21 protein-coding genes are annotated in these 26,027 nt (G+C 69.6%); 9 read left to right on the plus strand and 12 right to left on the minus strand.

Features of this window, described 5'->3' with window-relative positions:
- Nucleotides 1-6: 6 nt before the first annotated feature.
- From NGR01S_RS17225 to NGR01S_RS17245, 5 genes are all read right to left on the minus strand, one after another.
- On the minus strand, nt 7-3,564 hold the full coding sequence (locus NGR01S_RS17225) for a translation initiation factor IF-2 N-terminal domain-containing protein (protein WP_063038025.1): 3,558 nt from the start codon (nt 3,562-3,564) through the stop codon (nt 7-9).
- Between the two features lie 405 nt (nt 3,565-3,969).
- Complete coding sequence (gene ndk / locus NGR01S_RS17230; RefSeq protein ID WP_063038027.1) at nt 3,970-4,386, minus strand: nucleoside-diphosphate kinase; 417 nt, start codon at nt 4,384-4,386, stop codon at nt 3,970-3,972.
- A gap of 118 nt (nt 4,387-4,504) precedes the next feature.
- Entirely contained in the window at nt 4,505-4,924 is a 420-nt protein-coding gene (locus NGR01S_RS17235; protein WP_063038029.1) for a DUF4233 domain-containing protein, read from the minus strand.
- A gap of 37 nt (nt 4,925-4,961) precedes the next feature.
- Entirely contained in the window at nt 4,962-6,422 is a 1,461-nt protein-coding gene (gene folC, locus NGR01S_RS17240; RefSeq protein WP_084481258.1) for a bifunctional tetrahydrofolate synthase/dihydrofolate synthase, read from the minus strand.
- Entirely contained in the window at nt 6,419-9,097 is a 2,679-nt protein-coding gene (locus NGR01S_RS17245) for a valine--tRNA ligase (protein ID WP_063038031.1), read from the minus strand. Before NGR01S_RS17245 ends, folC begins: the two co-directional genes overlap by 4 nt.
- A 720-nt stretch (nt 9,098-9,817) precedes the next feature.
- Here NGR01S_RS17245 and NGR01S_RS17250 point away from each other — a divergent pair.
- Nucleotides 9,818-10,504 carry an ATP-binding protein gene (locus NGR01S_RS17250; RefSeq protein ID WP_245664643.1) on the plus strand — a complete coding sequence of 229 codons (687 nt, stop codon included), beginning with the start codon at nt 9,818-9,820 and terminating at the stop codon, nt 10,502-10,504.
- Nucleotides 10,505-10,513: 9 nt separating this feature from the next.
- Here NGR01S_RS17250 and NGR01S_RS17255 read toward each other — a convergent pair whose 3' ends face one another.
- Nucleotides 10,514-11,437: a diacylglycerol kinase family protein gene (locus NGR01S_RS17255; protein ID WP_063038033.1), complete on the minus strand. Its 924-nt coding sequence runs from the start codon at nt 11,435-11,437 to the stop codon at nt 10,514-10,516.
- Entirely contained in the window at nt 11,434-13,011 is a 1,578-nt protein-coding gene (locus NGR01S_RS17260) for an FAD-binding oxidoreductase (RefSeq protein WP_063038066.1), read from the minus strand. The genes NGR01S_RS17255 and NGR01S_RS17260 overlap by 4 nt, the downstream gene beginning before the upstream one ends.
- A 75-nt stretch (nt 13,012-13,086) precedes the next feature.
- On the opposite strand from NGR01S_RS17260, the gene NGR01S_RS17265 reads away from it, so the two are divergent.
- Together NGR01S_RS17265 and NGR01S_RS17270 are read left to right on the plus strand one after the other, a co-directional pair.
- Entirely contained in the window at nt 13,087-13,704 is a 618-nt protein-coding gene (locus NGR01S_RS17265) for a TetR/AcrR family transcriptional regulator (protein ID WP_063038035.1), read from the plus strand.
- Nucleotides 13,705-13,804: 100 nt separating this feature from the next.
- Nucleotides 13,805-15,355 (plus strand): glycerol-3-phosphate dehydrogenase/oxidase, encoded by a 1,551-nt coding sequence (locus NGR01S_RS17270; RefSeq protein ID WP_063038037.1) that lies wholly within the window; start codon nt 13,805-13,807, stop codon nt 15,353-15,355.
- A 2-nt stretch (nt 15,356-15,357) separates the two neighbouring features.
- On the opposite strand, the gene NGR01S_RS17275 is transcribed toward NGR01S_RS17270, so the two are convergent.
- Nucleotides 15,358-15,879, minus strand: coding sequence for a GNAT family N-acetyltransferase (locus NGR01S_RS17275; protein ID WP_063038039.1), 522 nt, complete (start codon nt 15,877-15,879; stop codon nt 15,358-15,360).
- 310 nt (nt 15,880-16,189) lie between these two features.
- Here NGR01S_RS17275 and NGR01S_RS17280 point away from each other — a divergent pair, with 310 nt between their 5' ends.
- From NGR01S_RS17280 to fdhD, 3 genes are all read left to right on the plus strand, one after another.
- Nucleotides 16,190-17,302 (plus strand): FHA domain-containing protein, encoded by a 1,113-nt coding sequence (locus tag NGR01S_RS17280; RefSeq protein ID WP_063038040.1) that lies wholly within the window; start codon nt 16,190-16,192, stop codon nt 17,300-17,302.
- 401 nt (nt 17,303-17,703) lie between these two features.
- The gene (locus NGR01S_RS17285; protein WP_063038070.1) at nt 17,704-20,004 is read left to right on the plus strand and encodes an FdhF/YdeP family oxidoreductase; all 2,301 of its coding nucleotides are present in this window, start codon (nt 17,704-17,706) and stop codon (nt 20,002-20,004) included.
- A complete protein-coding gene (gene fdhD, locus NGR01S_RS17290) occupies nt 20,001-20,828 on the plus strand; it encodes a formate dehydrogenase accessory sulfurtransferase FdhD (protein WP_063038041.1) in 828 nt (275 codons plus the stop codon). The genes NGR01S_RS17285 and fdhD overlap by 4 nt, the downstream gene beginning before the upstream one ends.
- Nucleotides 20,829-20,954: 126 nt before the next feature.
- On the opposite strand, the gene NGR01S_RS17295 is transcribed toward fdhD, so the two are convergent.
- Nucleotides 20,955-22,127, minus strand: coding sequence for an FAD-dependent monooxygenase (locus NGR01S_RS17295; RefSeq protein ID WP_063038072.1), 1,173 nt, complete (start codon nt 22,125-22,127; stop codon nt 20,955-20,957).
- A gap of 107 nt (nt 22,128-22,234) precedes the next feature.
- On the opposite strand from NGR01S_RS17295, the gene NGR01S_RS17300 reads away from it, so the two are divergent.
- Nucleotides 22,235-22,963 carry a TetR/AcrR family transcriptional regulator gene (locus tag NGR01S_RS17300; protein ID WP_063038042.1) on the plus strand — a complete coding sequence of 243 codons (729 nt, stop codon included), beginning with the start codon at nt 22,235-22,237 and terminating at the stop codon, nt 22,961-22,963.
- Nucleotides 22,964-22,996: 33 nt separating this feature from the next.
- Here the strand turns inward: NGR01S_RS17300 and NGR01S_RS17305 are convergent, their stop codons facing one another.
- Nucleotides 22,997-23,434: a DUF6841 family protein gene (locus NGR01S_RS17305; RefSeq protein WP_063038074.1), complete on the minus strand. Its 438-nt coding sequence runs from the start codon at nt 23,432-23,434 to the stop codon at nt 22,997-22,999.
- Between the two features lie 179 nt (nt 23,435-23,613).
- A complete protein-coding gene (gene mihF / locus NGR01S_RS17310; RefSeq protein ID WP_030523251.1) occupies nt 23,614-23,928 on the minus strand; it encodes an integration host factor, actinobacterial type in 315 nt (104 codons plus the stop codon).
- Between the two features lie 453 nt (nt 23,929-24,381).
- Between mihF and NGR01S_RS17315 the strand changes: the two genes are divergently transcribed.
- Both NGR01S_RS17315 and NGR01S_RS17320 read left to right on the plus strand, forming a co-directional pair.
- Nucleotides 24,382-24,759 carry a nuclear transport factor 2 family protein gene (locus tag NGR01S_RS17315; protein WP_063038076.1) on the plus strand — a complete coding sequence of 126 codons (378 nt, stop codon included), beginning with the start codon at nt 24,382-24,384 and terminating at the stop codon, nt 24,757-24,759.
- A 186-nt stretch (nt 24,760-24,945) separates the two neighbouring features.
- Nucleotides 24,946-25,515 (plus strand): carboxymuconolactone decarboxylase family protein, encoded by a 570-nt coding sequence (locus tag NGR01S_RS17320; protein ID WP_063038043.1) that lies wholly within the window; start codon nt 24,946-24,948, stop codon nt 25,513-25,515.
- 15 nt (nt 25,516-25,530) lie between these two features.
- Here NGR01S_RS17320 and NGR01S_RS17325 read toward each other — a convergent pair whose 3' ends face one another.
- Entirely contained in the window at nt 25,531-25,995 is a 465-nt protein-coding gene (locus NGR01S_RS17325; protein WP_157107303.1) for a hypothetical protein, read from the minus strand.
- Nucleotides 25,996-26,027 lie beyond the last annotated feature (32 nt).

The raw sequence follows: 26,027 nt of genomic DNA on the forward strand, positions 1-26,027 counted from the left end.
GATGATTCAGTGCTGTTCGTCGACCGGTGGCCCGGACGGACGACCCGCGGCCCGGCGGCGCGTCCGGCGCACCGGGACCTCGACCTCCGGCGGATCGGCCGTGAAATCGGTCACCGGCGCGTCGGGCTGCTCGGTGGCCGACAGGACGAAGACCGCGCCCGCGCTGTCGGCGGCCGGTGCGGCGGTCGACCGGGCGACCCGGCGCCGACGGCTGCGGGTTTCGGTCCCACCGTCTCCGGTGTGATCTGCCGCGGCGGCCGGCCCGGGAGCCGCCACCGTCTCCGTCGCCGGAGCGGCGGCCGGCTCCGCCGGATGAGCGGTACCGTTCGCCGAAGCGGCCGTACCGTTGCGGCCCGCGCCGGGGGTGGACGACGCGGCGGGAACCTCCGCGGTGTCGGCGCCGACCGGGATTTCCTCCGGATCCGGGGCGGCAGCTTCGCTGTCCTCGACCGCGCCCGGTTCGGTAGCGACCGCTTCCACCGGAGTGGCTTCGGACGCGACCGGCTCGGTGGCCGTTGCTCCGACGGCAGCCGGTTCGGAGACATCAGGCTCGGCGGCCCCGGAGTCGGTGGGCGTACCGCTACTGTTCGCTTCCGCGGCCGGAGTCTCCGTCGGGGTACCGGCGGCACCGGCCGACCGGCGGACCCGGGTACGACGGCGCCGCGGTTCGGCCGCACCGGCCTTACCGGCCCCGACCGCTGCCGGTGCCGTAGCGGAACCGCCCGGTTCGCTCATGGCGGCGGGCTCCGCGGCCTGTTCTGCCCCGGGAGCGGGCTCGGCCTGCTCTGTCTCCGGATGGTGGGTGGCCATGGCCAGTGCCACGGGGTGCGCCCGCTTGGCCGCGGCGTCCTCTTCCGACACCTCGGGGATGGACGGCTGCGGCGCCGTGGGCGCCGCGGCGCCCTTGTCCCGGTTGCGACGGCGTCGCGATCCGGACTCCCGGCCCCGGCCGGCGCCGCTCTCGTCGGAGCCCGACGGATCCACCGGGTAGCTGTGCACCAGGATCCCGCGACCGTGGCAGTGCTCGCAGGTGGTGGAGAACGCCTCCACCAATCCGGTACCGAGCTTCTTACGGGTCATCTGGACCAGGCCCAGCGAGGTCACCTCGGAGACCTGATGCCGGGTCCGGTCCCGGCCCAGCGCCTCGGTGAGCCGGCGCAGCACCAGGTCACGGTTGGACTCGAGGACCATATCGATGAAGTCGACCACGATCATGCCGCCGATATCGCGCAGCCGCATCTGCCGCACGATCTCCTCGGCCGCCTCGAGATTGTTCCGGGTGACCGTCTCCTCGAGGTTGCCGCCACCGGAGCCGGTGAACTTGCCGGTGTTGACGTCGACCACCGTCATCGCCTCGGTGCGGTCGATCACCAGGGTGCCGCCCGAGGGCAGCCACACCTTGCGGTCGAGAGCCTTGGCCAGCTGCTCGTCGATGCGATACGTCTCGAAGACGTCCACGCCGTTGTTCTCGTGCCGGGAAACCCGTGGGAGCAGATCGGGTGCGACGGTGCCGATGTAGTTCTCGACGGTGTTCCAGGAGCGTTCGCCCTCGATCACCAGTCGCGAGAAGTCCTCGTTGAACAGATCGCGCACAACCTTGACGAGGAGATCCGGCTCCTCGTAGAGGGTCTTCGGCGCACCCGACTCGTTCTCGGCGGCCGCGGTGATCTTGCGCCAGGCCTTTTGCAGACGTTCCACATCACGGGTGAGTTCGGCCTCGCTGACCCCCTCCGAGGCAGTCCGGATGATGACGCCCGCGTCGGCCGGGACGATCTCGCGCAGGATCTCCTTGAGCCGTTTGCGCTCGGTATCGGGCAGTTTACGGCTGATACCGGTGGAGGTACCACCGGGCACATACACCAGGAAGCGACCGGCCAGGCTGATCTGGGTGGTCAGCCGGGCGCCCTTGTGACCGACCGGGTCCTTGCTGACCTGGACCAGCACCTGGTCGCCGGGTTTGAGCGCCTGCTCGATCTTGCGTTCCTTACCGCCGAGCCCGGCGGCCTCCCAGTTGACCTCGCCCGCGTAGAGCACGCCGTTGCGGCCCCGGCCGATATCGACGAACGCGGCCTCCATACTGGGCAGCACGTTCTGCACCTTGCCCAGGTAGACATTGCCCACCATGGACGCCGATCCGGTGCTGGTGACGAAATGCTCGACCAGGATATTGTCCTCGAGCACGGCTACCTGGGTGGCGGATGGATGGCCGGGGAACTCCTTTTCCCGCACAACCATCACCCGGTCCACGGCCTCGCGCCGGGCCAGGAACTCCGATTCGGTGAGGATCGGCGGACGGCGGCGACCGGCCTCGCGGCCGTCGCGCCGACGCTGCCGTTTGGCCTCGAGTCGGGTGGAGCCGGTGATGCCCTGCACTTCGTCGACGGTGGCGCGGGTCCGGGTCTTGTTACGCGGCTCCCGCTCGTGCACGACCGTATTGGGCGGATCGTCGTCGGCCGGTTCGCTGTCGCCGGATTCGCCGGCGACCTTGCGCCGCCGGCGGCGCCGGCGACGGCGGCTGGACCCGCTCTCCGAGTCCTCGCCCGCATCGCCGGACTCGTCGATCCCGGACTCGTCGGTCTCGCCGGCTTCGTCGGTCTTGTCGTCGGTGTCGGTAGCCTGTTCGGCGTCGGCGTCCGCATCCCCCTCGGAGTCGGTGTCCTCGGAATCGGTGGCCTGCTCGCCCCGGCCGCGCCCACGCCCACGCCGGCCGCGACGACGCCGCCGCGGCTGATCGTCGGAGTCGCCCTGCTCGGATTGGTCCTCGGATTCGGCTCCGCTCTCGGCATCCGAATCGGACTCGGCGCCGGAATCGGGCTCGGGTTCCGGTTCGGGCTTGCGGCGGCGACGCAGCTGTTCGGTCGCCGCGGCGTCCGGGGAGAGGAACAGCGGGGCCGCGACGACCGCGGATTCGAACACGATCGGCTCGGTCGAGGCGGGCTCGTCGGGCACCGGGCTCGCGAACAGATTCACCGCCGCCGTGAAGGCGGGTGGCGGAGTCGCCGGTGCGGCCGGGGCGCCACTCGCGGCGGCGGTATCCGCGGTTCGGGAGATCTCGGCCGACGCCGCCACCACGGTCGCGTCGACGGACGAGCCGGCCTCGGCGACGGGCGCGGCGTCCGCCGGTTCGGCTTCGACCGCTGGTTCCGGGGCCTGCTCGGCACCGGCCGACACCGGTTCCGCGCCGATGCCAGGGATTTGCCCGGACCCGGCGCCCGGCTGCGTGGCGGCCGGTTGCGGCTCCTGGGCGGCAGTGTCGTCGGTTGCCGGCGGCGCCGCGGCGTCCCCCGCGCCGACCGGGCCCGCCGAGGCACCGGCGGGCTCGAACAGCGCGGGCTCGGCCGGAGCGAGTGCGGGCGGAGCGGTCAGTGATTCGCGCACCGACTCCGCGACGGCCCGATCCACGCTCGATTGCGGGCTACGGGCCTCGGTCCCGAGTTCGCTGAGTTTGGCCAGGATGCGTTTACTGGTCACGCCCAGTCGTTTGGCCAGGGCATGTACTCGGATTCGCTCCGGCAAGTGATCGTCGTCCTGTGATGTTGTGTCCAGCGGCTCTTGATCGGCCACGAAGTCTCCTCGGGCCCCCGGGCGCGTTCCTCTACGAGTGACGCGGCCGTCGCGGGGACGCTTTCCGTCCGCCTCGCGCGGTTGGCGCGAGGTCCATGGTCTCGCCCCGCGTGCCCGGTTATCTCCACTATCGAACGTCGGTCGGGCTAACTGGCCACGCGGCGCCTGGCATATGGCTGAACTCCGCGGTCCGAGCGCTCGTCCAGCGCGCCGGGCAGACGCAGCCCACAAATCCGGCTGTACGTCCGCGGCAGCGATGGCGGCATCGTTCCGCAGTGTGTCATCCGGTCGTGCCCGCTGTGGAGCGCAACCGAGTACCAGTATCCCATACCGTGCGCCAGGTGTTCGCCGTGGCGCCGGGCGGGGCACTCGCACGGGGCCGGTCGGCCCGGCACCGGACCGTGATCAGAGGGGGAATTCGGGGAACCAGAGCGCGATTTCGCGCTTGGCCGACTCGGGCGAGTCCGATCCGTGGACCAGGTTGTACTGGGTCTCGAGGCCCAGGTCACCGCGGATACTGCCGGGCGCGGCCTTCTCTACCGGATCGGTGCCGCCGGCCAGCTGCCGGAAGGCGGCGATGGCACGCGGGCCCTCCAGGACGGCAGCGACGACCGGACCCGAGGTGATGAACTCGATCAGCGAACGGTAGAACGGCTTCTCCGCGTGCTCGGCGTAGTGAGCGGCGGCCACTTCCTCGGTGACCTGCTTGAGCTCCAGGGCCGCGATGGTGAGACCCTTGCGCTCGATCCGGCTCAGTACTTCACCGACGTAGCCGCGGGCCACACCGTCCGGTTTGATCAGAATCAATGTCTGCTCTGTCACGCGGTCAGCCTAATGGGCGCCGCCGGGCGGGGCCCAACCAGTCCTCCCCAGGGCCTACGCGCGAGTAGCGACGGCCTCGACCAGGCCGGCGGCGGCCGGCCCGGTCCGACGCCGTCGGTCAGGAACCGCCGGAGGTGCGCTGGCTCGGCAGCGTCCCCGCGTCCATTCGCCGTTTCACATCCGAGCGCAGCAGCAGGATGAAAGCCCAGACCGCGAGGAATATCACGCCGATGACCGCGATCGACAGATGGAATACCCCGCCGATCAGCACCAGCACCTGCAGCCCCAGATTGAACGGGACCGCCCAGGAACGGCGCTGTAGACCCGCGCCCGCGATCATCACCAGGGCCAGTACCACCAGATAGGTACCCGACACCCAGGTGACACCACCGGCGATATCGGCGACCACCGGCAGCGCCAGCAGCACCGTGATCGCCTCGAGTACGAGGGCACCCGCCATGACTCCCCGCAGGCCCTTCCAGGGATCGGGCGGAGCCGGGGTCGTCGCCTCGGGCTTCGGCGCTTCGGGCTCACTCATGCTGTTCCTCGTTGTCGGCGATGGCCGGTCCCCCGCATTACGCCGGGGCCTTCCCGAACAGGGCACGTGCGGCACCGGCGGTCACCACCGAGCCGGTGACCACTACCCCCGCGCCGGAGACCATCTCACCCGAGGCCCCGACCTCCTCCGCCAGCGCGACAGCGGTTTCCAGCGCGTCCGGCAGCGAATCCGCGGTGACCACACGTTCGTCACCGAACCGCTGGACCGCCAGATCGGCGAGCTGATCGACCGGCAATGCCCGGGGGGACCCGTTGGTGGTCACCACGATCTCGTCGAAGACCGGTTCCAGCGCGGTGAGGATACCGGCGACGTCCTTGTCGGCCAGCACCGCGACCACTCCGACGAGTTTGCGGAAATCGAACTCGGCGGTCAGCGTCGCGGCGAGCGCGGTCGCACCGGCCGGATTGTGCGCGGCATCGATGAACAGAGTGGGCGCGTTGCGCATCCGTTCCAGGCGGCCGGGGCTGGTGACCTCAGCGAAACCGGCGCGGACCGCCTCGATGTCCAGCTGCCGCTGCGCGCCCGCACCGAAGAACGCCTCCACCGCGGCCAGCGCGAGCGCCGCGTTGTGGGCTTGGTGCTCGCCGTGCAGGGGCAGGAAGATCTCGTCGTAGACCCCGCCGAGCCCCTGTAGTTCGAGCTGCTGCCCGCCCACGGCGATCCGCCGGCTCAGCACTTGGAACTCCGAACCGGCCCGCGCCACCGCCGCGTCGGTTTCCACGGCCCGGCGCAGCAGTACCTCCAGCGCCTCGGGGTCCTGTTCGGCGATGATCGCGACCGTATCGGTGGGGACCAGCGACTCGGGGGCGCGTTTGATGATCCCGGCCTTCTCCCCGGCGATGGAGGTCAGATCCGGGCCCAGGTACTCGGTGTGGTCGAGACCGATGGGGGTGATGACCGCGACCTGCGCGTCGATCACATTGGTGGCGTCCCAGCTGCCGCCCATACCGGTCTCCACGACCGCGACGTCCACCGGCGCCTCGGCGAACGCCGCGTAGGCCATGGCGGTGAGCACCTCGAATTTGCTCATCGCCGGGCCACCCGCGGTCGCCGACTGGGCGTCGATCATCTCGATATAGGGCTGCATCTCGCGGTACAGCTCGACATAGCGGGCCGGGGAGATCGGCCGGTTGTCGATACTGATCCGCTCGGTGGCCAGCTGCAGATGCGGGCTGGTGAGCCGGCCGGTCCGGCGGTGCAGGGCGGTGAGCAGGGAGTCGATCATCCGGGTCACCGACGTCTTACCGTTGGTGCCCGCGACATGGATCGCCGGGAACCCGCGCTGCGGTGAACCCAGCACATCCATCAGTGCGGCGATCCGGGTGAGCGAGGGTTCTATCTTGGTTTCCGGCCAGCGCTGGTCGAGTTCCGCCTCGACCAGGGCCATCTCCGCCAGATCCACCGGAGACGGTCCGGTGCCGAGCCGGGAGCCTCCGTCGCGGGGCTCCGGCTCGGGATCGTCGCCGGGGGCGTTCATTTGCCGCTCAGCTCGGCCAGGCGGGCCCCGATCCGCTCCACTTCGCCCGCGGCGACCTCGCGGCGGGCCCGGATCTTGTCCACTACCGCATCCGGGGCCTTGGCCAGGAACGCCTCGTTACCGAGTTTGGCCTCGGTCCCCGCCAGTTCCTTCTGCGCGACCGCCAGATCCTTCTCCAGGCGACGCCGCTCGGCCGCGAGGTCCACGGTGCCCGAGGTATCGACCTCGACGGTGACCGTGGTACCGCTGAGCCGCACCTCCACCGCGGCGGTCACCGCGAAATCCGCGCCGGGCTCGGTGAGCCGGCCCAGCGTGCTCACCTCGGGATGGAGATGCGCCAGCCCTGCCGCATCCAGACCCAGCACCCGTGCCGCGACCTTCTGTTTGTCGTTGAGCCCTTGATCACTACGGAACCGGCGGATCTCGGTGACCAGCCGCTGCACATCGGCGATACGCTGCGCGGCGCCGGTATCGGTGGGCGTCCCGGTGCGCTCCGGCCAGGCCGCCACGACCACCGACTCCGCGCCGGTCAGCGCCTGCCACAGCGATTCGGTGACGAACGGGATCACCGGGTGCAGCAGCCGCAGCACCGTATCCAGCACCGACCCGAGTACCACCCGGGTGGATTCGGCCCGCTCCTCGCTCTCGGCGAACTGGACCTTGGACAGTTCCAGATACCAGTCGCAGAGTTCGTCCCACGCGAAGTGGTAGAGCGCCTCGCAGGCCTTACCGAACTCGTAGGCGTCGAATGCGGCATCGACCTCGGCGAGCACCTCGTCGAGCCGGTCCACGATCCAGCGGTCGGCGTCGGTCAACGTCTCCCGCGCCGGCAGCGGCCCCGGGCGGGCGCCGTTCATGAGCGCGAACTTGGTCGCGTTGAACAGCTTGGTGACGAAACTGCGCGAGGCCAGGGCATGCGGTTCGCCGACCGAGAGATCGCCACCGGGCTGGGCGCCGCGCGCCAGCGTGAAACGCAGCGCGTCCGCGCCGTAGTTGTCGATCCAGTCCAGCGGATCGATCCCGTTACCCCGGGACTTCGACATCTTCCGGCCGAACTGGTCGCGGATCAGACCGTGCAGGAACACATCCTTGAAGGGCACCTGGTAGGCCCCGCCCTTACCGGTGGACAGTGCGGCGTCGTCGGCGACGAAGGTACCGAACATCATCATCCGGGCCACCCAGAAGAACAGGATGTCGTATCCGGTGACCAGCACACTGGTCGGATAGAACTTCGCCAGCTCCGGGGTCGCGGCCGGCCAGCCCATAGTGGAGAACGGCCACAGGCCGGAGGAGAACCAGGTGTCCAGGACGTCGGGATCCTGCACCCACCCCTCGGGGGCCTGCTCGTCGGGGCCGACGCACAGGACTTCGCCCTCGGGCCCGTACCAGATGGGGATGCGATGGCCCCACCACAGCTGGCGCGAGATACACCAGTCGTGCATATCGTCGACCCAGTCGAACCAGCGCGGTTCCTGGCTTGCCGGGTGGATCACGGTATCGCCGTTACGGACCGCGTCACCCGCCGCCTTGGCCAGCGATTCGACCTTCACCCACCACTGCATGGACAGCCGCGGTTCGATCGCTTCGCCGCTGCGCTCGGAATGGCCGACACTGTGCAGGTAGGGGCGCTTCTCGGCAACGATCCGGCCCTCGGAGGCCAATCGCTCACGGATCTTCACCCGGGCCTCGAACCGGTCCATCCCATCGAATTCGGTACCCGTATCGGCGATCCGGCCGCGTTCGTCCATGATCGTGGGCATCGGCAAGTTGTGCCGCAGTCCCATCTCGAAGTCGTTCGGATCGTGGGCGGGGGTGATCTTCACCGCGCCGGAACCGAATTCGGGATCCACGTAGTCGTCGGCGATGATCGGGATCCGCCGTCCGGTGATCGGATGCTCGAGGGTGGTGCCGATCAGCTCCCGGTACCGGGGATCCTCCGGGTGCACCGCGACCGCGGTATCGCCGAGCATGGTCTCCACCCGGGTGGTGGCGACCACGACATGTGGTTCGGCATCGTCGAGCGAGCCGTACCGCAGCGACACCAGTTCGCCCTCGACGTCCTCGTATTTGACCTCGATATCGGAGATGGCGGTACGCAGTTCCGGCGACCAGTTCACCAGCCGCTCGGCGCGATAGATCAGACCCGCGTCGTAGAGGCGTTTGAAAATCGTCTGGACCGCGCGCGACAGGCCCTCGTCCATGGTGAACCGGTCCCGCGACCAGTCCACACTGTCGCCGAGCGCCCGCATCTGCCACTGGATCGCGCCACCGGATTCACGCTTCCAGTCCCAGACCTTCTGCACGAACAGTTCGCGGCCGAAATCCTCTTTGGTCTTCCCGTCCACGGCAAGCTGCTTCTCCACCACCGTCTGGGTGGCGATCCCGGCGTGATCCATCCCGGGCAGCCACAGCACCTCGTAACCCTGCATCCGCTTACGGCGTGCCAGAGTGTCCATGAGCGTGTGGTCGAGCGCGTGCCCCATGTGCAGCGTGCCCGTCACATTGGGCGGCGGCAGCACGATCGAGTACGCGGGCGCGGAACTGTGCGGGTCGGCCCGGAAGTAACCGGCGGCTACCCAGCGCTCGTACAGGTCGGCCTCTACCTCGCCGGGATTCCAGCTCTTGGGGAGGGCATCGGCGCGATTACGCGTGTTGTCAGGGGCTGCGCTGGTCACGCCGCGATTCTAGTGTCTAGGGCGTCGCCGCCGGTGCCGCGGGGTCGGAGCCCGATCGCTCGGGACCGACACGGAGTGGGCGCCGATGCCCACCCCGGTCGGCCCGGGCGGGCCGACCGTACGGCCGATCTTCGATGACGGCCCACTACGGACGGCCGGCCACGCACGGTCGGCCGCTGCGCTCGCTCGCTTCGCCGGTCCGGAGCCGGGCCGGGCTATCGACGACGAATGCCTGCTATCCGGAAGGAGCGCGAGTGCGCGGAGACTTACCCCGACCTGCCGGGACGGGCACACGTATGGCCGGTCGCGGACCTTCGATCGCTGCGCACGAGGGTTGGGCCGACCGGGGACGAACGATCTGCCGGCTGGTCGGTGTCGCGAATACGAACTCGGGAGTCCCGCTACGTGAGACGTATGGAAGAGCGCGACCGCAAGTAAAGGGACGATGGGGGTGCGCCGGACCTCGGGAAAGGTGACGAGACAAACCGAGGCGGAGCCTTCGGTGGATGAGGGACACCGAAGACTCCGCCTACAGCAGTAAGACTACCGCCGATCCTGGACTGTGCTGCCAATCCATAAACAATTCTCAGCTTGAGCACCGGAATTCTCAGACGGGCGCCCGGCTCGCCGCGGTGGGCCCGCCCGGCCGAAACCTGTGACCTTGAACGGACAAAGGCGACATTCTTGCCGAAACCGGTTCGACTGAGGACTCTGGACGGGGTGAACCCCCCGCTCGACTCGTTACCGTTGAACCCCGCGGAATCCATCTTCCCCGAACCGGATTCGGAGATCGTCCGGCCCCGGGCCGTCGACGACCTACGGGGCCGGCCGACGCGGGAGTTGCGGTACCCGGCGAGCGCGGCCGTGCTGTTCGCCGGAATTCCCGGCGCGGGAAAGAGCACCGCGCTGCGCCGGCTGTTCGGCTCCGACCCCGACGCCGAGCAGGCATTACCCGGTTCCGATCGGTCGGTGGTGCTCGATTCCATCCACGCCCGCAATGCGTGGCGGCGGCGACTGGCCTGGCTGCCCTACCCACTGTGGCGGCCGGTGGTGCACGTAGTGCATTTCGGCCGCATCTGGGTCGCACTGCGCGATCACACCGGCCCGGTGGTGATCCACGATTGCGGCACCATCGGTTTCACGCGCCGGCTGCTGACGCGCTGGGCCGTCCGGCACGGCCGCGAACTGCACATGGTGCTACTGGATGTGCCGGCGACGGTCGCCCGGGCCGGGCAGTACGCGCGCGGCCGACGGGTCGGGTGGCTGTCGTTCCACTGGCACGTATGGCGCTGGAGACGGATGCTCGGGCGGCTGGAAGCCGGAGCCGGACCCCGGCCCGCACCCGCCTCGGTCGTGGTGCTCGACCGGGTCGGCGTGGACCGGCTGCGGGTCCGGTTCGCCGCCTGACCACCGCGGTCAGGGGGTCAGCACGGTGAGCGCCCGGGGTTCGACGCGCACGGTGAGCGGCAGCCGGCCCGCGGGTTCGCCGTCGGCCGTGACCGGGGCGCCGGGAGCCTCCAGGCTCAGGAATTCGGCCCGGTACTGGCTCACCGCGGGATGTTCGATCCGACGACCCGCCGAGAGCGCGGGCAGGATCCGCAGCATCTCCGGATGGGAGACCTTGCCGACCACGGTCACATCGAGCAGACCGTCGTCACACAGGGCGTCGGGGCAGATGAGCATGCCGCCTCCGTAGGTGGTGGTGTTACCCACCGCGACCAGCAACGCCTCGGTGGTGATCGGTGCTGCGGCCGGGCCGCCCAGTTCGATCCGGTACGGCACCGCGATCCCGTGCGCGATCTCCGCGACCGCGGCGAAGGTGTAGCGGGATCGGCCGCGCGGGTAGCGCATCCGGTTGGCGCGCAGAGTGACCCGGGCGTCGAAGCCGGTGCACGCGACGGTGGCGAACCACATCGGATCGTGCCCGGCGGGTTCCAGGCGGCCCAGGTCGATGGTGCGCACCTGCCCGCACCGGACGAGCTCCGCGGCGCGGGCGGGCTCGTCGGCGATACCGAGTTCGCGCGCCAGGTCGTTGCCCGTGCCCGCCGGGACCAGGGCCAGTGGCACACCCGAACGGGCCAGCGGATCCAGAATGGTGTTCACCAGACCGTCGCCACCGACGCACACGACGGCGTCGGGCGCATCGCCGGTCACCACATCGCGCACCTGTTCACGGGTCCGCGCGGCGGAGGGCGCGTGGATCTCCACGACCGCCACACCGTCCGCCTTCAGCCGCTCGACGACGGTGCGGGCGGCCTGATGGGCCCGGCCCTGTCCGGAGGCGGGGTTGGTCACCACGGCGACCGTACGCACCTCCGGCGGCTCCCCTGCCCGTGTCATGGCAGCAGTTTGCCAGGGTTGAGGATGCCGGCCGGGTCGATTTCGCGTTTCACCGCGCGCAGCACCCGCACGCCCAGATCGCCGATCTCCTCGAGCAGCCAGGCACGGTGGTCCGCGCCCACCGCGTGGTGATGGGTGATGGTGGCGCCTGCCGCGATGATGGCGTCCCCGGCAGCCGCCTTCGCGGCCCGCCACTGCGCGATCGGATCGTCGAGCGATTTGGCCACAACCGTGAAATACAGCGACGCGCCCGTCGGATAGGTATGCGAGATATGGCACATCACCAGGGCCGGCGCACCGTGGGCGGTCAGCGAATCGGTGAGCGCACTCGTCACCTTCGACTTCAGTTCGGCCAGCGCACTCCAGGTAGTCGCGGTCTCCAGGGTTTCGCACAGCACCCCGATATCCAGGAGCGCATCACGCAGGTAAGGGGCCGCGAAACGGCCGTGTTGCCACTCCCGGGCCGGTTCCGGCCCGAGTTCGGTACCACCCGCGGCGCGCAGGATCGCGGCGGCTTCGGCGCCACGGGCCGCGGTATGGGCGGCGGTGCCCTCGAATGTGGTCACCGCGAGACAACCGGAAACCGATGCCCCGGCGACATTTCCGGCCCGGGCCAGGTTCAGCCCGGTTTCGGCTTCGTCGGACAACCGCAGCACCGTCGGCGCCGCGCCCGCCTGCACGACCGCGCGCAATGCGGCGGCTCCGGTCGCGAAATCCGGGAACGACCAGGCCATATGGTTAGTGATCTCCGGAACCGTATGGACTCCGACCGTGACCTCGGTAAGGACGCCGAGAGCGCCCTCCGAACCGACGAACAGCTCACGTAGATCGGGTCCGGCGGCCGAGGCGGGCGCCCGGCCCAGCAGCACACTTCCCGTGGGCGTCGCCACCCGGACCCGCTGGACCATATCGTCGAACCGGCCGTATCCCGCGGACGCCTGACCCGACGACCGGGTCGCGGCGAATCCGCCGATACTGGCGAATTCGAAACTCTGCGGGAAATGTCCGAGCGAGAGCCCGTGCTCGGCGAGCAACTGTTCGGCACGCGGGCCGGTGACCCCGGCGCCGAAGGTGGCCGTCCCGGAGACCGGGTCGCAGTCCAGCAGCGTATCCAGCCGGCGCAGGTCGAGTGCGATCACCGTGTCGAAGGATCCGCGGACCGGGTCGAGCCCGCCGACCACACTCGTGCCGCCCCCGAAGGGCACCACGGCGATGCCCTGCTCCGAGCAGTAGGCGAGGATTGCCGCCACTTCGTCGTGACCGGCCGGGAAGACCACCGCGTCCGGTGCGTCCTGCGGGGCCGGGTCGCGTCGTCGCAGCAGGTCGGGGGTGCTCTTGCCGCCGGCGTGCCGCAGCCGGGTGACCGGTTCGGTGGAGATATGGTCCGCGCCGACGAGGTCTGCCAGACCGGCCCGCCGGTCCGGTGACAGGACCGACGGCCGGAGCGGCACATCGCCCTCATCACGACGCGTCGCCGGCTCCCCGGAGACTCCGAACACCTGCGTCAGCAGGCCGCGGATCTGCTCGGGCAGCGGTGTGTGCCCGGCGGGGACACCCCAGGCGTCCCACACCATATCCGGTCGCCGCGCGCTCGACGCCGAGTTCACCGGACGTTCGCCTTCCTCACCTGTCATGCGTTACAGTTTGACATGGAGTGTCAAGAAGTAATCCGAATTGGAGGCGAGGTCGAGTCCGTGTCATCCGGCGCAGCGGCGGTCGAGCAGGCGATCCTGGACGCGGCCCGGGAATGCGTCGCCGAGTTCGGTGTCCGGCGCACCACGCTCACCGAGGTCGCCCGCCGGGCGGGCGTGAGTCGGCCGACGGTCTACCGCCGGTGGTCGGACAGCCGCGATCTGGTCGCCGAACTACTCGTACGCGAACTGCGCGAGATCATCGCCGCGGCCGTGCCCACCGCCGGCCCGGCCCGGGACCGGCTGGTCACCGGCGTGGTGACCGGCGCGGCGGAGGTCCGGTCGAACCCACTGTTCGGCAAGATCTTCCGCACCGATACCGACCTGATGCTCACCTACGTCTTCGGCCGCCTGGGCCGCAACCAGCGGCAACTGCTGGACCTGTTCGGCACCGGCATTCGGGACGGCCAGGCGGACGGGTCGGTCCGGGCCGGTGACTCCGGCCGGTTGGCGGCCATGGTCCTGCTGATCACCCAGTCCGCGGTGCAGTCGGCGGCCACGGTCGCCCATCTGCTCGACGGATCCGCGCTCGACACCGAACTCCGGCACGCCCTCGATACCTATCTCGCCCCGTGATCCCACCTGCCAGGAAGGAGTAGCGCCCGGCGCATCCGGAAGACGTGATCTCCCCCCGCCTTCCGTTCCGCCGCTCCGGCGGACGCCGTGCCGAGAACAGATGGCCGAGAACCCTTCCCCCACCGCGGGGCCCGCGTTGAACGGGCGCCGCCGGCGCCGTGAGCTCACGACCCTCGGCGACCACCCGGATATCGACCTGCTGGTGATCGGGGGTGGCGTCACCGGCGCCGGCGTCGCGCTCGACGCCGCCGCCCGCGGACTGCGCACCGTCCTGGTGGAACGCCACGATCTCGCCCACGGCACCAGCCGGTGGAGTTCGAAACTGGTGCACGGCGGACTGCGCTACCTGGCGAGCGGGAAGATCGGCATCGCGCACGAGAGCGCGGTGGAGCGGGGCATCCTGCTGGGCCGCACCGCACCCCACCTGGTCCGGCCGCTCCCCCAGCTGGTCCCGCTGCTGCCCGGGATCGGGTTGTCCACCCGGAGCCTGATCCGGGCGGGTTTCCTGGCCGGCGACGCGCTGCGAATGGGCGCGGGCACGCCGGCGGCACTGCTACCGCGGTCGCGGCGGGTGACCCGCGCCGAGGCACTGCGACTGGCCCCGACAGTGCGGCAGCACGGACTGCGCGGCGGCCTGCAGGCCTGGGACGGGCAACTGGTGGACGACGCGCGACTCGTGGTCGCGCTGGCCCGCACCGCGGCCGCGCACGGCGCGACTGTGCTGACCCGGGTCGCCGCCGAACATGTCGACGGCACCGGGGCCGTCCTGCGCGACACGCTGACCGGCGAAAGCTTGGAGGTCCGGGCCGCGGCCGTGGTCAACGCGGCCGGTGTGTGGGCGGACCAGGTCGATCCGAGTATCGAATTGCGACCCAGCCGCGGCACCCATCTGGTGTTCGACGCCGCCGCCTTCGGCGGACTCACCGCGGCGCTGACCGTGCCGGTGCCCGGCGCCGTCGGCCGGTTCATCTTCGCCCTGCCTGCCCCGCACGGCCGGGTCTACCTGGGATTGACCGATGAGGACGCACCCGGGCCCGTACCCGACGAACCGCGACCCACCGGCGCCGAGATCGACTTCCTGCTCGACACGGTCAACACGGTGCTGCGTATCCCGCTGACCCATGTCGATATCCGCGGCAGTTACGCCGGCCTGCGACCACTGCTGCGTACGGCCGGTGACAATACGGCCGATATCTCCCGGGAGCACGCGGTTCTCACCGCGCCGAGCGGACTGGTCACGGTGGTCGGCGGCAAACTCACCACCTACCGCAAGATGGCGCAGGATGCCGTCGACGCCGCTGTGGCCCGAGCGCGCCTGAGGGCCGGCCCGTGCCGGACGAAGGAGCTGCCGCTGGCCGGCGCGGTCACCGGGGTGGCACGGGACCGGTTGGCCGCACCCCAGCTGCTGATCGAACGCTACGGCGCCGACGCCCCGATCATCGTCGCGCTGACCGCTGCCGACCCGGATCTGGCAGTCCCGGTCGCACCGGGTGCGGATGTGCTCGCGGCGGAGTTCCGGTGGTCGCTGGAACAGGAGGGAGCCCTCGACGCCGGTGATCTCCTGGACCGCCGCACCCGGATCGGGCTGGTCCCGGCCGACCGGGCCGCCGCCCTGGCCGCCGCCGAGGCCGCCGTGGCCGCCGCGGCGTGAACTCAGGCATACTCCCAGGTCTCGACCGCGGCCCACATACACGACCGAGGCCAGCGGTCGAGACCGTGCGCGATCTCGGCGGCCCGCACAGCGTGCAGTTGCGGAGTCTCCGCGGCCGGATCGAGATAGCGGAAACCCAGCCTTCGGTAATACGGCCCGTTCCACGGCACCTCGGTGAAGGTGGTGAGTGTGATCGCGGGTAACCGATGGCCGGCGGCCCAGCGCACCGCGCGGTCGATCAGACACCGGCCGATTCCCGCCCCACGGTATTCGGGCAGTACCGACACCTGGTCGATATGGGCGTTCCCGTCGACGATGCTCGCGATGAGGTAGCCCACCGGGCCCCGGTCCGCGGCCTCCCAGATCCAGGCGCGTTCGTCCAGGACGAATTCACCCAGTACCTCGGCCGGCAGCGGTTCGTCACCGGCGATCGCGTCCATTCCCAGCGCCGCGAAGGGCTGCCCCGCCCGCACCTCGATCTCCTGCAGCGCCGGGATATCCGCGACGCTCGCCGCGCGGATCACGCCGCACCCACCCGCAGGACATCCGGCGAGCCGAAGGAGCAGGGGCGAGCCGGGGCCGCTCGCCCCGGCCCCGCGATGTAGCGAGGCGGGGGAAGCACCGGTAGCGCCGGGGGCGCGATCGACGGCTCGACCGCGACCACCGTTACGCGTTCGTCCGGGGCGCTGAGCGGCATAACGATCCCTACTCTCTGTTCCGTGCGGCGAGGTGGTCTTCCCGCTCACCCCGGCGATCCGCCGTCACCATCTCATAAGCCGGGTAACGGGTTCGCATCTATGCTGGATCCGATGGTGCGCCAGGAAGGAGCCGCGGGTGCGCGTTGATACGTCCACTATCGGTATCGCACCGGGCGAGGGCCTGGTCGCGCGGTTCGGTGACGTCGTGATCTATCTGGTGGGCGCCAATGCGTCCACCGAGCGGATACTCGGCGCGGTCGAAGCCGTGGCGGACGCCGAGCATCCCGGGGCGGCCATCGCCCAGCGGCTCGCCGCGGTCGTCTTCGGTACCGGTTCGGAGCCACCCCCGTTCGGGCTCGTCGCGCCCACCGCCGACGGCACCCTGGTCCTGCTGCGCGGGCCGGTATCGGCCATGATCTCCGGCGCCGAGGGCTCGCGGCGGCTCGTCGGCGCCCGCGCCTTCACCTGGGTGGACGAGATTGTCCGCGACCCGGTGCGCACACTGACCGTGGGCCCCGGGGCCGACGGCCGGATCACGCCGTATCCGCGCACCGATCTACGCGCCGGAATCGTGCCCGGCGGGGGTTTCGTCATCAAGGCCGCGGTACGCCGCAGCACCAAGAACCAGAACCGCGCCGCCACCCCGGCGAAGAAAACGGCGGGCTCCTACGAACCCGTCGCGACGGCACCGGCCGGGCTCGCCGCGAGCGAGCCGGAACCCGAATCGCCTTCCGGTCCCCGCACCGGTCTCGCCGAAGCCCCCGCCGCGGAACCACTGCCCGGGACCCGCGCGTGGTCGGCCGCGCCGGCGTCCATGCGCGTGGATCCCGAACCGATCCGCCTGCGCAAGGAACCGGCCCGGCCCCATCCGCGCACCCGCGCCGCACTCGGCCCCGAACAATCCCCTCCGGCCCCGGCGACCCTGGTGGCCGAGGACGGTACCGCCTACCCGCTGGACCGCGCCTACGTCATCGGCCGCGGCCCGTCGGTCGACGAATCGGTACGCCGCAAAACCGCCGCCCCGCTCGTTCTGCAGCGCGATCGCCACATCTCCCGGGTCCACGCCTATCTCTCGGTCGACTCGGGCAAGGTCTTCCTCCGCGACGCAGGCACCGCCGCCGGAACCTTCGTCTCCACTCCCGGTGAACCGCGCTGGACCCGGATCAGCCAGTCCCCGACCGAACTCCCACCCGGCGGCCGGATCCGCATCAGCGAACAGGTCCTCACCTACCACGGCGGCGCCACCTGATCCCGACGCCCGCCGCCCCTCCAGGCCCGGACACGCAAGCCGAACATCCGAAGTACGGCGGAATCGCGCAGACCGTACGTGCACCCCGGGTGGGCTCCCAGCGCTGTCGATCCTCCGTGGTCGCCGGTCCGCGTACGGCCGACCGCACGCCCGCAACCACGCCCGATCCGGGGGCCCCGACAGCAGCACTGCGGTCGCTCACCGGCCGATCGCCCGTCCCCCCGGTCCCCGGCCGAGCGGGTGACCCGCGACACTGCGATACCCGCCCCTTGGCGAACCGCCGACCACCCACCCGGAAACCCCACCGGGCCGACCTGGGGAGGCCCACAGCACTGTAAGTGCTCAACTGCCGGCTCCCTCTGGATGGCCAACCGCACATCGCACACCTCACAATGGTCGGTATGCACCGCGAAGCCCCCACCGACGATATCGACGAGTCCGAGCTGACCGTCACGCCACCGAAGGAGCAGGCGGCCGGCGTCCGGGCGGTGGCCGTGGCGCTGCAGCGGGCGGTATCCGATATGGGTGTCGTACGCACCGCGCGGACCCTGGCCCGGGTCAATCAGGTGCACGGATTCGACTGTCCGGGCTGCGCCTGGCCGGAGCCGAGTGGTCACCGGCGGCCCGCCGAGTTCTGTGAGAACGGTGCGAAGGCCGTCGCCGAGGAGGCGACGCTGGAAACGGTCGGCCCGGAATTCTTCGCCCGGTATTCGATCGACGAACTCGCGCAACGGTCCGGCTACTGGCTGGGGCGGCAGGGCCGGCTCACCCATCCGATGGTGCTGCGACCCGGTGATACCCACTACTCCCCCATCTCCTGGGCGGAGGCCTACCGGCTCATCGCCGAGCAGCTCCGCGGGCTGGACTCACCGGACGAGGCCGTGTTCTACACCTCCGGTCGTACCGCCAACGAGACGGCGTTCCTGTACCAGCTGCTGGTGCGCAGTTTCGGGACCAACAATCTGCCGGACTGCAGCAATATGTGTCACGAGTCCTCGGGCACCGCGCTGACCGGTTCCATCGGTATCGGCAAGGGTTCGGTGACCATCGACGATTTCGCGGCCGCCGACCTGATCCTGGTAGCCGGCCAGAATCCGGGCACCAACCATCCGCGGATGCTCAGTGCCCTCGCCGACGCGAAGAAGGCCGGCGCGCGCGTCATCGCGATCAACCCGCTGCCGGAGACCGGCCTGATCGGTTTCCGCGACCCGCAGACCGTACGGGGTCTGACCACCGGCGTGGATATCGCCGACGATCTCCTGCAGATCCGCCTGGGCGGCGATATGGCGCTGTTCCAGGGTCTGGCGAAACTGCTGTTCGAGGCCGAGGACCGGGCTCCCGGCACCGTGCTGGACCGGGCCTTCGTCGACGCGCACACCGCGGGTTTCGCCGACTACGAGCGGCATATCCGCGCTGTCGACCTGGATACCGTACTCACCGCGACCGGGCTCTCCCGCGACGACCTCGAACGCACCGCCGCGCTCCTGGCCGGTTCGACGAGCACGATCGTGTGCTGGGCGATGGGACTCACCCAGCACACGCACGCGGTGGCCACGATCGAGGAGGCGACCAATCTGCTACTGGCCCGCGGCATGATCGGTAGGCCGGGGGCCGGTCTGTGCCCGGTGCGCGGGCATTCCAATGTGCAGGGCGACCGCACCATGGGTATCTGGGAGCAGGCTCCCGAATCCTTCCTGGCCGCCCTGGACCGGGAATTCGGCATCACCAGCCCGCGGGCGCACGGTTACGACACCGTCGCCGCCATCCGGGCCCTTCGCGACGGTCATGCCCGCGTCTTCTTCGGTATGGGCGGCAACTTCGTCTCCGCCACCCCCGATACCGCGGTCACCGAAGCGGCGCTGCGCCGCTGCGCGCTGACCGTACAGGTATCCACCAAACTGAACCGCAGCCATATCGTGCACGGGAAGACCGCGGTGATCCTGCCGACCCTGGGCCGCACCGACCTGGATACCCAGCACGGGGTGCGGCAGCAGGTCTCGGTGGAGGATTCGATGTCGATGGTGCATCTGTCCACCGGCAGACTGAAACCGGTCGGGCCGGAACTGCGTAGCGAGGTCGCCATCGTCTGCGAACTCGCCCGAGAACTGCTCGGTCCGGACCACCCGGTGCCCTGGGACCGGTTCCGCGGTGACTACGACCTCATCCGCGACGCCATTGCCCGGGTGGTGCCCGGGTGCGCCGATTACAACACCCGAGTCCGGCAGCGCAACGGTTTCGTCCTGCCGCATCCCCCGCGCGATTCCCGCGAATTCCGGACCGCCACCGGGAAGGCCAATTTCGCGGTGAACGAACTGCGCTGGGTGCCGGTTCCGCCGGGGCGGCTGATCCTGCAGACCCTGCGCAGCCACGACCAGTACAACACCACCATCTACGGTCTCGACGACCGCTATCGCGGGGTCCATCACGGGCGCCGGGTGGTGCTGGTGAACGCCGCGGATATCGCCGACCTGGGTTTGCGCGACGGCGATCTCGTCGATCTGGTCTCGGAGTGGAGCGACGGCGTCGATCGGCGGGTCGAGGGTTTCCGGCTGGTCGCCTACTCCACCCCACGCGGCAATGCCGCCGCCTACTATCCCGAGACGAACCCGCTGGTACCGCTCGATCATGTGGCCGCCCGCTCCAACACACCGGTGTCGAAGGCCGTCACCGTCCGGCTCGAACCCCATACCCACCGGCGATGAGCAGAGTCACCGCCCGCCGCCGCATGCGGCGTATCACCCCGTCCGGGGAGATCGTCCGTCCCGACACGTTGGCCGTGGAAGAACCCCTGGAGATCCGGGTGCGCGGCGAATCGATCACGGTCACCATGCGTACGCCCGGCCACGATATCGACCTGGTGCACGGCTTCCTGTTCGGTGAGGCCCTGATCGCCACGGCCGCCGATATCCACAGCGCCCGCTACTGCGCCGGTACCGACGACGAGGGACGCAACACCTACAACGTGCTGGATGTGGTCCCGCACACCCCGATCGTGCTCCCGGACCGGCCGTTCCTCACCACCGGCGCCTGCGGGCTCTGCGGGCGCACCGCGCTCGACGAGGTCCGGATGCGCAGCCGGTATCCGCTACCGGCGCCGCGACCGCTGCTGGACGCCGGAGTGCTGGCGGCCCTGCCGGATCGGCTGCGCGCCCACCAGTCGGTTTTCGATGCCACCGGTGGGCTGCACGGGGCGGGCCTGTTCACCGCCGACGGTACGGCCCTGGCCGTGCGCGAGGACATCGGCCGCCACAATGCCGTGGACAAGGTGATCGGCTGGGCGCTGCGCGAAAACCGTATCCCGGCATCGGACCTCGTGCTCGTGGTGAGTGGGCGCGCGTCGTTCGAACTGGCTCAGAAAGCTGTCCTGGCCGGTATCCCGGTCCTCGCCGCCGTCTCGGCGCCCAGTTCGCTCGCGGTCGATTTGGCCGACGAGTCCGGTCTCAGCCTGGCGGGATTCGTACGCGGCGACACCATGAACATCTACACCCATCCGGAGCGGATCCGCGGTGTCGGCGCCACCGGATGACCCGGGCCGGGGGCCTCGGCACCGTCCCGGCCGGTAGGGACCGACTTCAGCGCAAGCTAGTCGTCCCGGCATCGGAAGACGTTCACGGCCCTCGCTGTCGAGCGCGCGGACCGCCGGCCGTTCTCGCTACCGCGCGCCCACACCGGCGTAGTCGGCAAGCTCGATATCGTCCTTGGCGTCGCCGGCGAACTTGTCCATCAGGCCGAACCAGCGTGACCCCAGGAACCAGTTCCGGAACCGCAGGCCCGCGGCCGTTTTCGGCGCCAGGAACGGACCCGGGCTACTGCTGCCGCCGAGTTTCGCGTATCGGCGCATGATCCGGTCGTACCGGGCGAAGGCCACGGTGTGTTCACCCGCGGCGGCGGCCAGCTCACCGGCCAGCACATAGGCTCCCACCACTGCCAGACCGGTTCCGAAGCCGGCCAGGGTGTTGCCGTAGGCGCTGTCGCCGACCAGGGCCACCCGGCCCGATACATAGCTGGGCATCCGTACCCGGGCCAGCGCGTCGAGATAGAAATCGTCATGGCCGGGCAGTTCGGCGAGCATGTCGGCGACCGGTGCGTTCATCCCGGCGAAGTGTTCGACGAGGATGCGCCTTTTCTCCGCGTCATCGGCGAATACCTTTGCGGCGGAGGCGAACATATACATCTGCTGCGCTTTCGGCCCACCGCGGACCGCGAGCAGGCCCGGGGCGCTGTACGCGTGGGACACCCGGCGCCGCGGTCCTTCGCCGGGTTCGGCGGCGAGTGGTTCCCCGGCGATGGCGTAGTAGTAACCGCGGTGCCCGACGAATCTCTCCTCCGGCCCGAACGCCAGCCGGCGGACCCGCGAATGAATACCATCCGCGCCGAACACCAGGTCGAAGTGACGCGCCGGACCGCGCTCGAACTCGACCTCGACACCGCTGCCGGTCTCGCGCAGCGCGCTGATCGAGTCACCGAATACGTAAGCGCAGCGCTGGGCGGTCGCGGCATAGAGGATCCGGGCCAGGTCACCCCGCAGTATCTCGACGTCGCCACCGCTGAAGTCACCGGACATCCGTGCCCGCTCCCGGCCGTCGGCGTCGACGAAGACCATATCGGTGGCGCCGGTACTGTGCCGGCGGATCTCGTCGTGGATGCCCATCCGCTCGAGCACCGTGCGCTGCACCGACCCCTTGAAGTCGACGGCCTGCCCACCCGGGCGCAGGGCCGGGGCCCGTTCGACCACGGTCACGTCGAACCCGTAGCGGTCGAGCCAGTAGGCGAGCGCGGGGCCGGCGATGCTCGCCCCGGAGACGAGAACGGTGCGGTTCTGCATGACGAACTCCATCCATAATCTGCGCCCACCAGAAACTGTTTCCAATGGACGCTATTAAGCGTATGGTAGACACAGTTCCACGTCAATCCACGTCCGGAAGGAACCCGATGGCGACGCCGACCGCGCTCGAGCTGCTCTGGGGAACCGACCGGCGCCCGACCCGCGGTCCCAAGCCGACACTCACCCGGGCCGCGATCGTCACCGCGGCGGTCGAGCTGGCCGACGCGGAAGGCCTGGCCGCCCTCTCCATGCAGCGACTGGCCGATCGCCTCGGCTACACGAAAATGTCGCTGTACCGCCATCTGCCGGGCAAAGCGGAACTCACCGCGTTGATGGTGGAGGAGGCCCTGACCGGCCTGCCGGCCCTGGACACCTCGGGCACTCCGCGGTGGCGAACCGGTCTACGGTCCTGGGCACTGCTGACCTTCGAGCGGTATCGCCGCCACCCCTGGGTGATGGAACTACTCGCCGGAGCGCGGCCGATGGGCCCCAACGAACTGGGCTGGACCGAGGCCGCCCTGGAGGCGATGGCGGATATCGCGCTGACCGGCCCGGAGCGACTGGACACGCTCGTCGTACTGAACGGGCACGTACGCAGCCTGGCCCAGCAGGTCGTGGGCCCCGGCGCCACCGAGGAGGAATTCACCGGCGCGATGGCCGCGGCCCTGGAACTGGCGGGCGACCGATTCCCGTGCCTGATCGCGGCCGTCTCGGAACCCCCACCCGCCGAACCGGCGGAATCACAACGCGACGCCGCCCTCGAATTCGGCACGGAGCGCATTCTCGACGGGATAGCAACCCTGCTCGCCGAACGTGACCCGTCCGGCGACCGGTAGCGCCACACCTCGCACCCGGCAGGAGCGCGCCACTCACATACCCGGCAACCGGACTCCCCTGTCCGTCGCGACCCGGGCCAATTTCTCGGCCTCGTCGATGGCGACCGCCACATACGTGCGCAACCCGTCGTCGTCACGCCGCAGCAGGTACTCGTAATCACTGTCGGTGAGCAATGCGTCGTCGCTGTCGTAGAAATGCCAGCGCACCCGCGCCCGCAGGAGTGAACCGGTCAACTCCGCGTAATCGACCACGGTGTGGGCGACGCGCGCCAGCCCCAGCGTCTGATAGATGGGATGAGCCTGCGCCAGCCCCTGGGCCATCTCTTCCCGAGAATGCAGCGCACCGACGAAATCGTCACTGACAATGGTGCCCGGAATCCCCCACAGGGCGGCCGTACGCTCGGCGTCGTAGGCGCTCAGCGTCGATTGATATTCGTCGAGGAACGATTCGAGTTCTTCGCGGGTGGCCATATCGCCACGGTATCCGTATTTTTCCGATATTCCCCCGACCGAGGCCGCGAACCGCCCGAGAATCGGCGCACCGGATATGGCGGCAGGCGAGGACACCCGCCGGGCCACGCCGGTCGTGTCACCGACCGGCTCGGCCACGGCCGGAGTTCGGAGCGTCCGATATCGAACGCTCCACCTCCTCAGTTGGCCAACGCCTCCAGCAGCGCCGCCCGCTGACGGGCACCCAGGCCGCCGATCCGGCGATCTTCCGGGATATCCGCCTGGTCCATCAGCTTGGCGGCCTTCACCGGGCCGACACCGGGCAGCGCCTTGATCACGGCGACCACCTTCGTCTTCTTGACCAGTTCATCACTATCGGCCTTGCGCAGCAGGTCGGCGACAGAGACTTTGCCGTCTTTCACCTGACCGATCAGTTCGGAGCGCGCCTTGCGCACCGCCGCCGCTTTGGCCAGAGCCTCCGTGCGTTGTTCCGCGGTCATCGTTGGCAGTGCCATATCTCCTCCGCTTTCACTCATCGCTCGAACATCTGGTTTGACCGGGTCGATTCAACATCACAATACCGACACCGACCGATCGACACACCGTCCGGACCTGCAGTCATAGCAATGTTTTCTGATTCGATCACCCGGTAGGGGCCCGGAAACCGGAGGACCGGTCCATGGGATCCACCCCGAAGAAACACCTGGAACACGTAACACTTGAACCCGCTGCGGCGAAATTCACAGCAGACGCACACCTGCACGGCGGCGGTTCAACGGCGAACCGAGGGGTCAGCGGAGATACCCGCCCGCCCTGCACGGTCACCACGTCTACCAGGCATTTTTCCGTCACATCGCAGTGGCGGACATATATGCGAATATCCTTTTGCCACGCGATCCGGCGACCGCACGCACTCGGCACTGCTACGCTGCCAAACCTAGAACACGTTTCATTTTCTAGGAGTGGTGATGGCACGGCAGATCCGCGACGTGGTCGAGCAGTACGTGAAACTGGTCGGCTCGGGACCGACCTCGGATATCGTCGATCTCTATGCTCCCGACGCGGTGATCGAGGACCCGATCGGCACCGAACCCAAACAGGGGCATCAGGCCATCCGCGAGTTCTACGACGTGCTCGCGAACCTGGAGCGGGAGACCGCCCTCGCGCCGGACACCGTCCGGATCACCGGAAACCACGCAGCCTTCGTATTCACTCTGGTGACCAGAGCGGGCGGGCAGCGCATGACGCTCAGCCCCATCGACACCATGGACTTCGACGACGAAGGGCGGATCATCCGGATGCGCGCCTACTGGGGCGCCGACGATATGTCCGTCGAACCCGAATGAGCCGCGCGGTGGCGACCCCACCGCACCGAGCCGCCTACCACCGGCCTGGCCTCCCGCGCGTACCCGGCATACCCTGAGCACAGGGCACGGGTGCGCTCGGTCACAGTAGGCGCTCCGCGGCGTTACGCCACGGGCCGCTGTCTCGTCCGAGTTGCAGGGAAACGAACCCACCTCAGAGGAGACCCGATGAGCACGACACGCATTCCGACCGTGGCCCCCGAAAACGCCGGGTTACTCACCAGGGCGCTGTACTGGTTCACCAAACGTCAGTTCGGCGAAGTCCCCGAACCTTTAGCCGTAGGCGCCCACCACACCGGACTACTGGTGGCCGGTGGCGTACACGAGATGCTCGCCCAGAAGGCGTCGAAGAAACTACCGGCCAATATCCGTGAAATCGCGGTCTACCGCACGGCCTGGACGATCGGCTGCTCCTGGTGCATCGATTTCGGAACCATGCTGCAGCGCCTGGACGGCCTCGATATCGAGCGGCTCCAGCACATCGCGGACTACGAAACGTCTCCGCACTACACCGACGACGAACGCGCGGCCATCGCCTACGCCGATGCCATGACCGCCACCCCGATGACCGTCACCGACGAGCAGGTCGCGGACCTGGAGAAACGCTTCGGCCGGGCGGAGGTCGTCGAACTGACCTATCAGATCGCCCTGGAGAACTCGCGAGCCCGCAACAATCACGCCCTCGGCATCACCGCGCAGGGGTTCGGCACCGATTCCTGCCGCGTGCCGTGGGCGTGAACCCGGCGCCGCGGGTCAGCTGACCCAGCAGGCGTAGCCGATGTGCTCGCCCCGGCCGACGAAGACCCGGACGTACGGTGCCGGGTCGCTCCCACCGGTCGGCTGGACCGCCTGCAGGGTGTGATCCCCCTCGTAGGCCGGCACCCAGTGCACCAGGGCCAGCCCCCCGCCGTCCGGTCCGACCGTGGCGAACGGGACACCGTTGTCGAGGAAGGTCACCTCGGTCACCGCCTCGGTGAGCCAGGCCCGCACGGTGTAGCTGCATCCGGTGCCGTAGTTGGTCCGGATACCGGCGTTCAGATCCGGGGTCACACTGACCTGGCGCACCGTTGCGCCGGCCGGCGGCGCCGCGAGCAACAACGAGACCAGTACCGTCGCTGCCGCCGACAGTGACAAGCCCACGCGGCTCCACCGCGTGGGCTCGGCGGCGTCACCACACCGCCCGGACCGGATATCCCGCGCAAGCAGCTGCGTCGCCATGACCTGCTCCTCCATCGCACGAATGCCGAGGG

The organism is Nocardia grenadensis NBRC 108939 (assembly GCF_001613445.1).
Classification (GTDB): domain Bacteria; phylum Actinomycetota; class Actinomycetes; order Mycobacteriales; family Mycobacteriaceae; genus Nocardia; species Nocardia grenadensis.